14 protein-coding genes are annotated in these 13492 nt (G+C 63.9%); 2 read left to right on the top strand and 12 right to left on the bottom strand.

The window, feature by feature from the left end:
- Window positions 1-6 precede the first annotated feature (6 nt).
- Window positions 7-576 carry a L,D-transpeptidase family protein gene (locus IVB28_RS07855; RefSeq protein WP_247525505.1) on the bottom strand — a complete coding sequence of 190 codons (570 nt, stop codon included), beginning with the start codon at window positions 574-576 and terminating at the stop codon, window positions 7-9.
- Between the two features lie 205 nt (window positions 577-781).
- On the opposite strand from IVB28_RS07855, the gene IVB28_RS07850 reads away from it, so the two are divergent.
- Both IVB28_RS07850 and IVB28_RS07845 read left to right on the top strand, forming a co-directional pair.
- Window positions 782-1468, top strand: coding sequence for a response regulator transcription factor (locus IVB28_RS07850; RefSeq protein ID WP_007598630.1), 687 nt, complete (start codon window positions 782-784; stop codon window positions 1466-1468).
- A gap of 58 nt (window positions 1469-1526) precedes the next feature.
- Window positions 1527-1970 (top strand): cyclic nucleotide-binding domain-containing protein, encoded by a 444-nt coding sequence (locus IVB28_RS07845; protein ID WP_247525504.1) that lies wholly within the window; start codon window positions 1527-1529, stop codon window positions 1968-1970.
- Window positions 1971-2028: 58 nt separating this feature from the next.
- On the opposite strand, the gene xth is transcribed toward IVB28_RS07845, so the two are convergent.
- The 11 genes from xth to IVB28_RS07790 form a co-directional block, all read right to left on the bottom strand.
- On the bottom strand, window positions 2029-2844 hold the full coding sequence (gene xth / locus IVB28_RS07840; RefSeq protein WP_247525503.1) for an exodeoxyribonuclease III: 816 nt from the start codon (window positions 2842-2844) through the stop codon (window positions 2029-2031).
- A 203-nt stretch (window positions 2845-3047) separates the two neighbouring features.
- Window positions 3048-3806: an outer membrane lipoprotein carrier protein LolA gene (locus tag IVB28_RS07835; protein ID WP_247525592.1), complete on the bottom strand. Its 759-nt coding sequence runs from the start codon at window positions 3804-3806 to the stop codon at window positions 3048-3050.
- A gap of 152 nt (window positions 3807-3958) precedes the next feature.
- A complete protein-coding gene (locus tag IVB28_RS07830; RefSeq protein WP_247525502.1) occupies window positions 3959-6430 on the bottom strand; it encodes a DNA translocase FtsK in 2472 nt (823 codons plus the stop codon).
- Between the two features lie 8 nt (window positions 6431-6438).
- Window positions 6439-7653: an aminotransferase class I/II-fold pyridoxal phosphate-dependent enzyme gene (locus IVB28_RS07825; RefSeq protein ID WP_247525501.1), complete on the bottom strand. Its 1215-nt coding sequence runs from the start codon at window positions 7651-7653 to the stop codon at window positions 6439-6441.
- Window positions 7654-7876: 223 nt separating this feature from the next.
- The gene (locus tag IVB28_RS07820; RefSeq protein ID WP_247525500.1) at window positions 7877-8281 is read right to left on the bottom strand and encodes a GFA family protein; all 405 of its coding nucleotides are present in this window, start codon (window positions 8279-8281) and stop codon (window positions 7877-7879) included.
- Between the two features lie 216 nt (window positions 8282-8497).
- A complete protein-coding gene (locus IVB28_RS07815) occupies window positions 8498-9946 on the bottom strand; it encodes an ammonium transporter (protein WP_247525499.1) in 1449 nt (482 codons plus the stop codon).
- Window positions 9947-9983: 37 nt separating this feature from the next.
- A complete protein-coding gene (locus IVB28_RS07810) occupies window positions 9984-10322 on the bottom strand; it encodes a P-II family nitrogen regulator (RefSeq protein WP_247525498.1) in 339 nt (112 codons plus the stop codon).
- Window positions 10323-10739: 417 nt separating this feature from the next.
- Window positions 10740-11342 carry an ATP-dependent Clp protease proteolytic subunit gene (locus tag IVB28_RS07805; protein ID WP_247525497.1) on the bottom strand — a complete coding sequence of 201 codons (603 nt, stop codon included), beginning with the start codon at window positions 11340-11342 and terminating at the stop codon, window positions 10740-10742.
- A 42-nt stretch (window positions 11343-11384) separates the two neighbouring features.
- Window positions 11385-11741, bottom strand: a complete 357-nt coding sequence (locus IVB28_RS07800; RefSeq protein ID WP_247525496.1) for an SRPBCC domain-containing protein — start codon at window positions 11739-11741, stop codon at window positions 11385-11387.
- 43 nt (window positions 11742-11784) lie between these two features.
- Window positions 11785-12099: a metalloregulator ArsR/SmtB family transcription factor gene (locus IVB28_RS07795; protein ID WP_247525495.1), complete on the bottom strand. Its 315-nt coding sequence runs from the start codon at window positions 12097-12099 to the stop codon at window positions 11785-11787.
- Window positions 12100-12152: 53 nt separating this feature from the next.
- The gene (locus IVB28_RS07790) at window positions 12153-13451 is read right to left on the bottom strand and encodes an ammonium transporter (protein ID WP_247525494.1); all 1299 of its coding nucleotides are present in this window, start codon (window positions 13449-13451) and stop codon (window positions 12153-12155) included.
- Between the last annotated feature and the right edge of the window lie 41 nt (window positions 13452-13492).

Here is a 13492-nt window from a genome sequence, read left to right as displayed (position 1 = left end):
ATGCCCTTACCCGATGATGATTCTTGTTCTTGGTCCAAGCCGTCGCAGCAATTGCAGCATCGCCGATTTCGTCATGGAGACGCAGCCCGCGGTCGGACCGAAATTGTCGCGGGCCAGGTGCAAAAAAACCGCGCTGCCACGGCCGGCAATTCGTGGTCTCGTGTTGTGGTCGATTTCGATGATGAAGTCATAGAGATGGTCGGTGCGCTTGAGCCGGTCACCGCCCTGCCCCTCGGCGAGCCGGATTCCCTGATTGTAATGGCGGTCGCTGGGATCCTCGCACCAGGCGTCCGCTCCGGTGATGATCCGGGCCGGCAGGAAGCTCTGCGGCCGACTGTGCCGATCGCCCCGCCACCACAACCGCCTGGGACGGAAGCGGCCCCTCGGCGTGCCGCCGTCGCCCTCGCGCTTGTTGGCCAGGATGCCGCCCCGCCCCAGCGCAACCGGTATGGTCAGCGATCCCGCCATCAGCCAACCCCTGCGCGGATTCCCGGCGGCAGGCTTAACCCGGATCGCGGAGAGCGGTCTGGCGCTTCGATTCATGGTGTAACCACCTGAAGCTGCTTTGTTTTTCATGTGAAAATGCGATCTCGAATTCATTACAGGACATTCATCAAAGCGCCCTGCTATTCTGGGTTAGAGTGGTTCTGGCTTGTGAATCGTTGACCGCCCACTACTTCAACACGAATAACAATAACAACAGCGACCCCCCTAAACTTCCCTCACGGCTGGGTGCAGCATGGATGCGCGCCGAGTCGGACCCCCAAAAGGATGACCCCCTATGGCCAATGCCCGCAAGATCCTGATCGTGGATGACGATACCGATCTTCGCGACACGTTGGTGGAGCAATTATCGCTACACGAAGAGTTCGAAGCCTCCGCCGTCGATACCGGCGCCAAGGGCGCGAGCGCCGCCAAGGCCAATGCCCCCGATCTCGTCCTGATGGATGTCGGCCTGCCCGATACCGACGGCCGCGAAGTGGTCCGCTCGTTGCGCAAGGGGGGCTTCAAGGCCCCGATCATCATGCTGACCGGACACGACACCGATTCCGACACGATTTTGGGGCTGGAATCCGGCGCCAACGACTATGTGGCAAAGCCTTTCCGCTTCGCCGTCCTGCTGGCCCGCATCCGCGCCCAGCTCCGCCAGCACGAGGCCAGCGAGGACGCGGTGTTCTCGGTCGGCCCCTACTCCTTCCGACCCGGCTCCAAGATGCTCACCGCCGCCAACGCGCGCAAGGTGCGGCTGACGGAGAAGGAAACCGCCATCCTCCGCTTCCTCTACCGCGCCGGCCAGATGCCCGTCTCGCGCGAGACCCTGCTCCAGGAGGTCTGGGGCTATAATTCCGGCGTGACCACCCATACGCTGGAAACCCACATCTACCGCCTCCGGCAGAAGATCGAGAAGGACGCGGCCAACCCGGAAATCCTGGTCACGGAAGCCGGTGGCTACAAGCTGGTGCCGTGATACGCTTGAAGGGCGTGCGAATCGTTTTAGATCGCATGCCCTTGAGCCTCGGATCTGAATGTCAATCGACGACGACGTAGCGCTTCTTGAGCGAGTCCCGACACTGCGCCTGTTGGGAGACGCCTCGTTGCGCATGCTGGCGATCGGCTCCGAGCAGCGTGACTTCGTCCGCGGCGACACCCTTTTCAATCTCGGCGACGACGCCGATGCCGGCTTCGTGGTCCAACGCGGCGCCTTCCGGGTCGACGACGGTGCCGGCGCTGAAATGATCGCCGGCCCCGGCGCGTTGATCGGCGAGCTCGCTTTGGTGGTGCCGATGAAGCGGCCGTCGAGCGCAACCGCGCTGGAGCACTCCTCCGTCATCCGCATCGCCCGCAGCCTGTTCCAGCGCGTGCTCGAAAGCGACCCTGCCGCGGCGGTTCGTCTCCGTGATGAATTCGCGGTGCGCTCCAGCCAGATTGCGAGCGACATATTGATGGCGGGGGCGAAGCTGACGTCGTAGGTCGGTCTTTCCGCTCGTTATTGCGGGGCGCGTCGCGAACCGGAATGACGGCGAGGGTTTACACCTCCAGCGTCACCGTGACAGGCACGTGGTCCGACGGTCGCTCCCAACTCCGCGCGTCGCGCAGAATCTTGAAATCACTGACCGCATCCTTCAGCGCGCGCGAGACCCAGATGTGGTCGAGCCTGCGGCCCCGATCGCCGACGGTCCAGTCGGCGGAGCGGTAACTCCACCACGTGTAAACCTTCTCGGACATCGGAATGCGGTCGCGTGCGACATCAACCCATTCGCCGGCTTCGAGCGCGGCCTGCAGCTTCTCGGTTTCGACGGGCGTATGCGAAACCACCTTCAGAAGCTGCTTGTGCGACCACACGTCGTTCTCGTGCGGGGCGACATTGAGATCGCCGACCAGGATGTGCCTGTCATCCCCGCGCGGATGCAGCGGCTCGCAGGCCTTCATCTCGTCGAGGAAACGAAGCTTGTGCTCGAACTTTTCGTTCAGCGCGGGATCGGGAATGTCGCCGCCGGCGGGCACGTAGAAATTATGCAGCACCAGCGGCTTTGCGATATTGGCCTTCTCGCCGAACGACACAGAGACGTGCCGCGAATCCACCTTGTCGCAGAAGGTGCGGATATCCTTCGATTCGAACGGGATCTTCGAGACGATGGCGACGCCGTGATAGCCCTTCTGCCCGTTCAGCGCGACGTGCTCGTAGCCGAGCCGCTTGAAGCGCTTCAGCGGAAAGGCATCGTCGATACACTTGGTTTCCTGCAGGCACAGCACGTCCGGCCGCGCGCTCTTGAGGAATTTCGCGACCAGATCGATGCGCAGCCGCACCGAATTGATGTTCCAGGTTGTCAGGGAAAAACGCATGAGGAATGCGTCTTAGCAAGCTCTCGTAGGGTGGGCAAAGGCGCAAAGCGCCGTGCCCACGTCTTTTCGGTTGCGAGATGTGAAGAGGTGGTCGTGCTCTCGCCGGGTCGGCAAAGCGAGGCGTGCGCACGTGCCGATCGCGAAAGGAAAGATGGTGCGCACGGCGCAAGTGCGCCTTTGCCCATCCTACGGCAGCGGAGCGTTTAACCCGGCGCCGGGCCGTAATTGGTGAAGTCGATCTTGAACATGCCGGGATCGAGCTTCTTGCTCGTATCCAGATTGTAGACCGCGATCGTGGTGTCGTAGCCCTGCGGATCGGTGACAGTCCACTGCTTAAGCTGGCCGTCCTTGGCGCCGAACATCAACAGCAGGCGGCTGGTGCCGACCAGCGCCTGCTTCTCCTCGATAGTGACGCTGACGAAGACGTCGTCGGCGGAGACATTGACGACGTTGGTGTCCCTCATCAGGTCGATGCGGTCGGACAGCAGGAAGCGCAGCGGCGTCTGCGACAGCGGGTAGACGTCCTGCGTCGCGAGCTTGCGGTCGCGCACCACCAGCGAGGACCCGTCGGCGACGATGGCGATCGGGCTCGGCGCGTCATATTCGAAGCGGACCTTGCCCGGCTTCTGGATGTAGAAATCGCCTTGGGTCTTGCTGCCGTCGGGGCCGACCTGGACGAAATTTCCGACCAGCGTCTGCAGCGAGGACAGATAGGCGCTGACCTTGGCCGCCTGGGCCTTCTGGTTGGCATCGAAGGTCTGGAAGATGCTGCTCGGCACGTTGCGGCGCGGATCCGGGATCACCGGATTCGGCGGCGCCTGCGTCGCGCCGGTGACAGCGGGCCCACCGCCTCCGGATTGAGCACCGTCACGGCCCTTCGGCGCGGGCTTCGGTACCGGCACGGTCTGCGCGAACGATGTCGCGGTCACCATCGCGGCAGTGACGAGCAGCACGCCGGCCACGCGCGCGCTTCGCGCAGCGATGGTGGCAGCGAATCGAATGTCCGGATGTCTGATCAACGCGTCGTCCTGTATGGCTGGGCGCCCTTTTAGCGTGATTTCGGCCAAAAGCAGATAACGTTTTTGCGCGCAATGATGGCTTGAGGCGGCTCGCCTCACATATGGCTGTCTTCTTCCTCGACCAGAATCTCGCGCTTGCCGGCGTGGTTGGCGGGTCCGACGATGCCTTCCAGTTCCATGCGCTCCATCAGCGATGCGGCGCGGTTGTAACCGATTTGCAGGCGGCGCTGGATGTAGCTGGTCGAGGCCTTGCGGTCGCGTTTGACGATCGCAACGGCTTGCTGGAACAGATCGCCGCCGCCGTCCCCGCCCATGCCGGTGGCGTCGAACACGGCGCCGTCCTCATCCTCGGCCGGCTCTTCGGCGGTGACCGCTTCGAGATATTCCGGTTGGCCCTGCGTCTTGAGGTGACGCACCACCTTCTCGACTTCCTCGTCGGAAGCAAAAGGTCCGTGCACGCGGCTGATGCGGCCGCCGCCGGCCATGTAGAGCATGTCGCCCTGGCCGAGCAGCTGCTCGGCGCCCATCTCGCCCAAAATGGTACGGCTGTCGATCTTCGAGGTGACCTGGAAGGCGATGCGGGTCGGGAAGTTCGCCTTGATGGTGCCGGTGATGACGTCGACCGATGGACGCTGCGTCGCTAGGATCACGTGCAGGCCGGCGGCGCGCGCCATCTGCGCGAGGCGCTGTACCGCGCCTTCGATGTCCTTGCCTGCGACCATCATCAGGTCGGCCATTTCGTCGACGATGATGACGATGTAGGGCAGCGGATCGAGCGAGAGCTTCTCTTCCTCGTAGATCGCCTTGCCGGTCTCCTTGTCGAATCCGGTATGCACCGTACGCGTCGGCTCTTCGCCCTTGGCCTTCAATTCGAGCAGACGCGTGTTGTAGCCGTCGATGTTGCGCACACCGAGCTTGGCCATGTTCTTGTAGCGCTCTTCCATCTCGCGCACGGCCCATTTCAGCGCGACGACTGCCTTCTTCGGGTCAGTGACGACGGGCGTGAGCAGATGGGGAATGCCGTCATAGACGGAGAGTTCGAGCATCTTCGGGTCGACCATGATCAGCCGGCACTGGTCCGGACGCAGCCGGTAGACCAGGCTGAGAATCATGGTGTTGATCGCGACCGATTTGCCGGAGCCGGTGGTGCCGGCGATCAGCATGTGCGGCGTGCGCGCGAGGTCGATGATCACGGGATCGCCGCCGATGGTCTTGCCGAGGCAGAGCGGCAGTTTTGCAACCGTATCGGTCGCCTCTTTTGCAATCAGCAATTCGCGCAGATAGACCTTTTCGCGATGCGCGTTCGGCAGCTCGATGCCGATGGCGTTGCGGCCGGGCACGACGGCGACACGCGCGGACAGCGCGCTCATCGACCGGGCGATGTCGTCGGCGAGGCCAATCACGCGCGATGACTTGATGCCGGGCGCCGGCTCCAGCTCGTAAAGCGTGACGACCGGGCCGGGGTTGGACTTCACGATCTCGCCGCGCACGCCGAAATCCTGCAGCACGCCTTCCAGCGAGCGCGAATTGGTTTCCAGCTCGGCCTTGCTGAGCGGCTGGCGGTCGCCGGCCTTCGGCGCGGCCAGCATGGAGACTGAAGGAAGGTCGAACTTGTCGGAGGATTTCCGGGCAGGGGTCTTCGGGGCTGCCTTCTTGCGCGGGGCGCGCGCAGCGGGCTCCTCTTCCTCCTCGTCATCCTCGTCTTCGTGCTGGTCGCCGTCGTCCTCGTCTTCGGGCTGCGGCGAGATCGAAGGCGCGGCGCGGCCACCGCCGAGATTCGGTTCCTGGCGGCTGAACGCCACGGCCTTGGTCTTCGGTCCGCTCGACACCAGCGAGCGATATGCGGCACCGAACAGCCAGATCAGCCGTGCCTTGGTGCTCATCAGAGCGTGGAATAGCCAGCCCAGCGACACCGAACCGCGATCGCTCTCCTCGCCTTCATCGAGCGGCTTGTCGTCATCCTCGATATCCGCGAGCTCGTCGTCGTGCTCGCGGGCGCCAAGACCGCAGGCGATCAGGAAGGTCGCCGCCAGCGCGGCGAACAGGATCGTGCCCAGCACGATGCGATAGATGGTGCCGGCCGGTCCGAAAATCACCGCGGGCGCGCGCACCAGGGCGTCGCCGACCACACCGCCGAGGCCGGTCGGCAGCGGCCATGCGCCGCCATGCGGCCAGCAGCTGACGAATCCCGCCGCAATCACCGTGCAGAGAATCCAGGAGCCTAGCCGCAGCGCTTCGCGGTCGAACGGACGATGCGTCATCATACGCCAGCCCCAGACCGCGACGGTCAGGACCAGCATGATGGCGCCGAGCCCGAGAATCTGCATCGCAAGGTCGGCGCCAATCGCGCCGGCATAGCCGATGATGTTGCGGATCGGCCGCGAGGTGGCGTGGCTGAGGCTGGGGTCCTGCACCGACCACGTCATCAGCGCGGCCGAGGCGACACCGGACAGTGCGATCAGGCCAAGGCCGGTGAGCTCGCGCATGCGCCGCGCCAGACCCTCGCGAATCGATGGCGGCAGATGGCCGACCAGTGGAATGACACGTTCGATTGCCGACATGCTCATGGGCCCGCCTAACCCAGAGTCTCGACCAGGCGGTGCAGCGCCTGCGCCGTGGTCTCGCCATCCTGCACCAGCGCGAGGCGAATGTAGCCCGCGCCGGGATTGAATCCGTCAGGCTGCTGCCGCGCCAAAAAGCTGCCGGGCACCACGCGCACGCCTGCTTCCGTGAACAGTTTCAGACACACCGACACATCGTCGCCGAGCGCGGACGTGTTGAGCCAGACGCAGAAGCCGGCGTCGGGCCGGCGATAGCCGTAGCGATTGCCGATGATCTGGTCGGCGAGATCGAACTTGATCCGGTAAAGCCTGCGGTTCTCCTCGACATGCGCTTCGTCGCCATAGGCAAAGGTCGCGACGTGCTGGAGCGGCACCGGCACCTGGGGAGCAGCGATGTTGCGCAGCTCCAGGAACATCCCGATGAATGTCTTGTCGCCCGCGGCGAACCCGACGCGCAGGCCCGGCAGGTTCGAGCGCTTCGACAGCGACTGGAACGCGGCCACACGGGTGAAATTCGCGCCCGCGCATTCGAGCGCGCTGCCTGGAGCTTCGCGGGTGTAGATCTCCGAATAGCACTCGTCGCTGAGGATCATGAAGCCGTAGCGATCGGCGAGGCCCTTCAGGCGCGTGAAGTAATCGTGCGAGGCGACCGAGCCCTGCGGATTGGCAGGCGAGGCCAGATAGAACGCCACGGTGCGCGCCAGCGTCGCCTCGTCGATGGCGTCGAGATCAGGCAGAAAGCCGTTTTCGACGGTGGTCGGCAGATGGACCGGCTCGCAGGCCGCAGCGAGAGCGCCAGCGCCATAGACCGGATAGAACGGGTTCGGCATCAGGATCGCGGGCTTGCCGGGACGCGGGCCGACATAGCGCTTTGCTGCGATCGCGGCGAGGAACAGCCCCTCGCGGCTGCCATTGAGGACGAGAATCTCGCTTTTCGGGTCGAGCGGCCGCGGCAGCTTGAATCGTGACGACAGCCAGGTGCTCGCTGCCTGACGGAACGGCTCGGTCCCCTGGTTCATCGGATAGCGGCCGAAATCGGCGATGTGCTTGGCCAGCACCGGGCCGACGAAATCAGGCACGGGATGCTGGGGCTCGCCGACGGCGAGCGAAATCAAGGGCTTGCCGGGCTGATGCGGCGCCAGCAACTCGTTCAGCCGTACGAAGGGCGAGCGTTCGGAATCGGAGCTTCCACCGGCCTGCGGCGCGCGGGATGAAGCGGTCATAGCCATTCTGGGCGCCAGCACTCTTGGAACTGCCGGTCGCATGGGAGCGCCGGCGGGAAGCGGTTCAGTTCACCATAGATAGGGCGAGGTTAAGACGCGATTAACCATCGACCGCCGCCTCCGTCCAGAGCAGGAATATTGAGGCCGGATAACAACGGGATGCGTGCAGGTCTGGCCCCCATCATAGCTGGGACAAGCCGGGCATGACGAGTTTCGAAGGGGCGCGCGCCTAGCGCCCCGGCAGCTTCTCGAATGTCTTCATGCCCGCCGGGATCGTGTGAAATTCCTGGACGTCGCAAGTGTAGATCGCCATCTGCGGATGGAACTGTTTTGGGTCGTCCAGCGTGCCGACTTTCAGGATCGCCGCCGGCAGTCCCGGAGCCTTGGTCACCAGATGGGTGCCGCACTCGGCGCAGAATTCGCGTGTGACGGCGCGTTCGAGATCCTTGCGCGTGAACTGCTTGGGTTGCCCCTTGGTGTAATTGAAGCCGGCCGCCGGCATCGCGATGAAGGTATTGGGCGCGCCGCCGGAGATGTACTGGCACTCGCGGCAATGACACTGGGCCTGCATCATCGGATCGCCCTCGGCTTTGTAACGCACTTCGCCGCAATAACACCCACCTTCCAAACGCATGACGACCTCCCGATCATGTTTCTTGTCGATATTTCTGCGCCGGCGACGTGGAATGGCAATCCTTTTCTTCGGTGCGACATCAAAAAGAGCGTCCCGCAAAAAAGAAAGGGGCTCCAGCTTGCGCTGAAGCCCCTCAACGGTCAGGGCATTGCCGGGTATGTGCCGAACCGTAGTTCTGGGCGCGATCTCCGGGGAGACCGCGCCCCGGGAGGAGACTTACATGTTGTAGGCGCGCTCGGTGTGCTCGGTGATGTCGAGGCCTTCACGCTCGCTCTCGACATTGGTGCGCAGACCAACGATCACGTCGACGACCTTGTAGAGGATCGCCGAGCCGACGCCCGACCACACCAGCGTGGTGCAGACGCCCCAGAGTTGAGCGATCATCTGAGCCGCGAAGTCGTAGTCGCCGGGCTTCGGCGGGATCGCGGCGTAGTCCATGACGCCGGTGCCACCCAGAGCCGGGTTGACGAGGATGCCGGTGCCGAGAGCGCCGACGATGCCGCCGATGCAGTGCACGCCGAACACATCGAGGCTGTCGTCGTAGCCCAGCGCGTTCTTCACGACGGTGCAGAAGAACAGGCAGACCACGCCGACGACCAGGCCGAGGACGATCGCGCCCATCACGCCGGAGTAGCCGGCCGCAGGGGTGACGGCCACGAGGCCCGCGACAGCGCCGGAGATGACGCCGAGCACGGACGGATGGCCCTTGATGATCCACTCCGCGAACATCCAGGACAGCGCAGCGGCTGCGGTGGCGACGAAGGAGTTGGTCATGGCAAGCGCGGCGCCGCCATTGGCTTCCAGATTGGAGCCGGCGTTGAAGCCGAACCAGCCGACCCAGAGCAGCGAGGCGCCGATCATCGACAGGGTCAGCGAGTGCGGAGCCATCAGCTCCTTGCCGTAACCGACGCGCTTGCCGATCAGGAGAGCGCCGACGAGGCCAGCGATGCCGGCGTTGATGTGCACGACGGTGCCGCCAGCGAAGTCGATCGCGTCCTTCTTGAAGATCCAGCCGGCGTCGGCCTTGATCTCGGCGAGCTTCGCCTCGGCCGCGGTCTTCGCCGCCGCGTCAGTGGCAGCAGCAATCGCCTTGGCTGCGTCCTGGATCAGGTCCGGACCCTGCCAGTACCAGACCATGTGCGCGATCGGGAAATAGATCAGCGTGACCCAGAGCGGGACGAACAGCGCGATCGCCGCGAACTTCATGCGTTCGGCAAAGGCGCCGACGATGAGCGCGGGCGTGATCGCCGCGAAGGTCATCTGGAAGCAGACATAGATGAGCTCCGAGATGTTGGAGTCGACCGAGAAGGTCGCGGCCTTGGTATCGGTGGTGACGCCCATCATGAAGGCCTTGGAGAAGCCGCCGATGAAGTCGGAGCCGCCGGTGAAGGTGAGGCTGTAGCCGTACACGGCCCAGATCACGGTGACGACGCAGACGGTGTAGAACACCTGCATCAGGACGGAGAGCATGTTCTTGGAACGGACGAGACCGCCGTAGAACAGCGCGAGGCCCGGGATCGTCATCAACAGCACCAGCACTGTCGATGTCAGCATCCAGGCGTTGTCTCCCTTGTTGACCGTTGGCTCGGCGCAGGCTGCGGTCGCAGCGAACAGGCCGACTGCGAGAGCCGCCAATCCCGCGCCATAGGGACGCTTGAACGTCATATTATTCACTCCTGATTGGATAAGGTTGAGCGCGAAATCAGAGGGCCGCGGCATCGGCCTCGCCGGTGCGGATGCGCACCGCGTGGTCGAGGTTGATGACGAAGATCTTGCCGTCGCCGATCTGTCCGGTCTTGGCGGCAGTCGTGATGGCGTCGATGGCCTTGTCGACCTGGTCGGAGGCGACAGCGACCTCGATCTTGATCTTGGGCAGGAAGCTCACAGCATATTCGGCGCCGCGGTAGATCTCCGTGTGGCCCTTCTGGCGGCCATATCCCTTGACTTCCGTCACCGTGAGACCGTGAACGCCGATGGCGGTCAGGGCGTCACGGACTTCTTCCAGTTTGAATGGCTTGATAATCGCCATAACAATTTTCATGGGTCCTATCCCCGCTTGGCCCGGTCCGGACATGGCCGGGCGTTCTCGACTGGTTCGCCACGAGGGAGAAAGTTCACTACGCGGGCACAGCCAGGACCCCTAGAATCAAATGCCGTGCCAGATCGGGCGCGTTGCCTAACGGACTATGAAGACGGGGGTTTTCGCGCCGGGCGCCTATTGCGGTGCGGTGCGCTATTCCGTCGCGCCCAAAACGTGGTCATGCCTGCTTAAAACGCGAGCACGACAGGCTGCCGACACAATGTTGCTCATACGTCGGGCAGGCGAAAGGTATCTTATTAGGGAAAGAGCGCCGCCAAGCCGCGAAAGAGCGGATCCGTCGCGCTTGTGCTCACGAGATGCGCGCCGGCCGGGGCCCAGCTTGAGCGGGGCGAGGCCCGGCCGGACGGCTGAAGGCCATCAGGCCGCGTCGCGCCCTGCGAAGACCCTGTCGATCAATCCCCATTCGACCCCCTGCTGCGCAGTCATGAAGTGGTCGCGGTCCAGGGTCCGTTCCACCTCCGCCTCGGAGCGCCCGCAATGTTGCGCGTAGAGCCGGGTAATGCGCCGCTTGGTTTCCTGCATCTCGTTGGCATGGATGAGGATGTCGGAGGCCTGGCCCTGAAAGCCGCCGAGCGGCTGATGCACGTGAAGGCTCGTATTTGGCAGCGCCGCGCGGTGGCCGGGTTCGCCGGCCATCAGCAGGAACGAACCCATGGAGCGCGCGGTGCCCATGCATAGCGTATGAACGGGCGCCTTGATGAACTGCATGGTGTCGTACATCGCAAGGCCAGAGGTGACCACGCCGCCATAGGAGTTGATGTAGAGATTGATCGGCCTGTTCGGATTCTCCGCTTCCAGGAACAGCAGTTGCGCGCAGACCAATCCGGACATCGCGTCGTTGACCTCGCCGTTGAGGAAGATGATGCGCTCGCGCAGGAGCCGCGAGTAAATGTCGAACGACCGCTCGCCACGGGCAGATTGTTCGACGACCATAGGGACGAGCTGAAGCATGTCGCGCATCGGCGACCTCCATGTTTGCAGATGATGAAAGTCTTGTCGGTGTTAGGCGGCGAGGCGCATCAGGCAGCAATTGCTGTTGGCCGGCTGCGGCAGCTTCGCATCATCGTCGCAGGCTTGCTGGATGATGCGAAAACGCGTGCCGCCGTCCTCATTCGGCTCGATCCGGAAGATGACATGGCTCTCGCGATAGGGCGGTTCGGAATCGCGAAGCCGGTAACGCACCTCTTCGCCTGGGATCGATGTTTCAGGCTCGGCGCCCGCAAGGTCGCAATCCGGCAGCCAGCGCTCGCGCAATTCAGGAATCGTCACGGCGCGCCAGACTTTTGCCGGCGGTGCGTCGAAATCGAATTCGAGCACCAGCTTCGCATCGGGGCGATCAGGCGTCACGGCGTCGCTCATTGATCCCTGTCCTTATTGATCCAGGTCTTTATTGATCCAGGTTTTATTGATCCATGTCCTTCAGGAGGTCAGCGAGGGCTTCCATGCGCTTCGGCCAGTAGGCGCGGTAGCGCGCAAGCCAGGTTCCGATGGCGGCGATTCCGTCCGGATCGACTTCGTAGTTCACAAAGCGGCCTTGCCGCTGCTCGCGCACGAGGCCTGCTGCGCGCAGCACCGAAAGATGCTGCGACATCGCCGGCTGGCTGATCTCCAACCCGTCGCGCAACGCGCTGGCATTCAGGCTGCCGCCAGCGAGCTTCTCAAAGACCTTTCGACGGGTCGGGTCGGCCAGCGCCTTGAAGATGTGGGCTTCGATCATGGCGACACATAAGCATACACTTATGTGTTGCGCAAGCCCCTGCTGCCCGGCTCTTATTGCAAGGCTTCGCCGTGTTGCGAAATATCGAGCCCCTCGAGCTCGTGCTCGCGGGATACGCGCAAGGGCACGAACAGCCCGACCAGCTTGAGCAGGACGAAGCTCACGCCCGCCGACCAGACGAAGGTGACGGCGACGCCATAGAACTGGATCAGCAACTGCTGCGGATGGCCCTCGAACAGGCCGGCGGTGCCGCCGATGGCGCTGGTTGCGAACACGCCGGCGAGCAGGGTCCCGGTCAGGCCGCCGATGCCGTGGACGCCGAACACGTCGAGCGAATCGTCATAGTTGAAGCGGTGCTTCAGCCAGGTGCAGGCCCAATAGCAGACAGCACCGGCGATGATGCCGATGACGATGCCGTGCCAGGGCGCCACGAATCCGGAGGCCGGCGTGATGGTGCCGAGACCGGCCACCGCGCCGGAGATCATGCCGAGCACGGAGGGCTTGCGCCGCGTCGACCATTCGATCGCGCCCCAGGTCAAGGCGCCGGCGCAGGCGGCAAGATGGGTGGCGATGATCGCCAATACCGCGCGTGAATTGGCGGCGCCCGCCGAGCCGCCGTTGAAGCCGAACCAGCCGACCCACAACAGGCCGGTGCCCATCACCGCGAGCGACAGATCGAACGGCGAGAGATTTTCGCTGCCGTAGCCGTGACGGCGCCCCATCACCTTCGCGGCAACGAGGCCGGCGCTGCCGGCCGACAGATGCACCACGAGGCCGCCGGCGAAATCCAGCACGCCCATGCTGGCGAGGAAGCCGCCGCCCCAGACCCAATGCGCCAGCGGAATGTAGACGAAGATGAACCAGGCGACGGAGAACAGGAGATAGGCGGAGAACCGCATCCGGTCGGCGACGGCGCCTGCGACCAGCGCCACCGTGATGATGGCGAACGTCATCTGGTACAGCATGAACAGCGCTTCCGGGATGGTCTTCGCCGCCGGATTGACGCTGTCCATGGTCATGCCGGCGAGAAACCAGCGGTCGAGCGTGCCGATCCACGGGCCGTCGCCGACGAAGCAGAGCGAATAGCCGAACGCGACCCAGAGAATGGAGATCAGCGTCACCGCCGCGAGGCTCTGCGCCATGGTGGCGAGCACGTTCTTCTTGCGCACCATGCCGGAATAGAACAGCGCGAGGCCCGGCATCGTCATCATCAGCACCAGCGCGGTGGCGACGATCATCCATGCGGTGTCGGCGGAGTTGATCTCGGAGCCTGCGGCGTGCGCTGACGATGTGATCGACGCAAACCCTATCGGCGCAGCGATACACGCCGCGCGGCGCAACAATCCCGCCATCTCATTTCCCCCAGCATAGAATTGACGTCGCACGCTATGGC

Source organism: Bradyrhizobium sp. 199, assembly GCF_023073355.1.
Taxonomy (GTDB): Bacteria; Pseudomonadota; Alphaproteobacteria; order Rhizobiales; family Xanthobacteraceae; genus Bradyrhizobium.
Note: the sequence above shows the minus strand (reverse complement) of the source record. Positions and strands in the feature narration are given on the sequence as shown.

Coding starts and splice junctions, on each gene's coding strand:
- IVB28_RS07855 (WP_247525505.1), bottom strand. CDS start 576: ATGAAAAACAAAGCAGCTTCAGGTGGTTACACCATGAATCGAAGCGCC.
- IVB28_RS07850 (WP_007598630.1), top strand. CDS start 782: ATGGCCAATGCCCGCAAGATCCTGATCGTGGATGACGATACCGATCTT.
- IVB28_RS07845 (WP_247525504.1), top strand. CDS start 1,527: ATGTCAATCGACGACGACGTAGCGCTTCTTGAGCGAGTCCCGACACTG.
- xth (WP_247525503.1), bottom strand. CDS start 2,844: ATGCGTTTTTCCCTGACAACCTGGAACATCAATTCGGTGCGGCTGCGC.
- IVB28_RS07830 (WP_247525502.1), bottom strand. CDS start 6,430: ATGAGCATGTCGGCAATCGAACGTGTCATTCCACTGGTCGGCCATCTG.
- IVB28_RS07825 (WP_247525501.1), bottom strand. CDS start 7,653: ATGGCTATGACCGCTTCATCCCGCGCGCCGCAGGCCGGTGGAAGCTCC.
- IVB28_RS07820 (WP_247525500.1), bottom strand. CDS start 8,281: ATGCGTTTGGAAGGTGGGTGTTATTGCGGCGAAGTGCGTTACAAAGCC.
- IVB28_RS07815 (WP_247525499.1), bottom strand. CDS start 9,946: ATGACGTTCAAGCGTCCCTATGGCGCGGGATTGGCGGCTCTCGCAGTC.
- IVB28_RS07810 (WP_247525498.1), bottom strand. CDS start 10,322: ATGAAAATTGTTATGGCGATTATCAAGCCATTCAAACTGGAAGAAGTC.
- IVB28_RS07805 (WP_247525497.1), bottom strand. CDS start 11,342: ATGCGCGACATGCTTCAGCTCGTCCCTATGGTCGTCGAACAATCTGCC.
- IVB28_RS07800 (WP_247525496.1), bottom strand. CDS start 11,741: ATGAGCGACGCCGTGACGCCTGATCGCCCCGATGCGAAGCTGGTGCTC.
- IVB28_RS07795 (WP_247525495.1), bottom strand. CDS start 12,099: ATGATCGAAGCCCACATCTTCAAGGCGCTGGCCGACCCGACCCGTCGA.
- IVB28_RS07790 (WP_247525494.1), bottom strand. CDS start 13,451: ATGGCGGGATTGTTGCGCCGCGCGGCGTGTATCGCTGCGCCGATAGGG.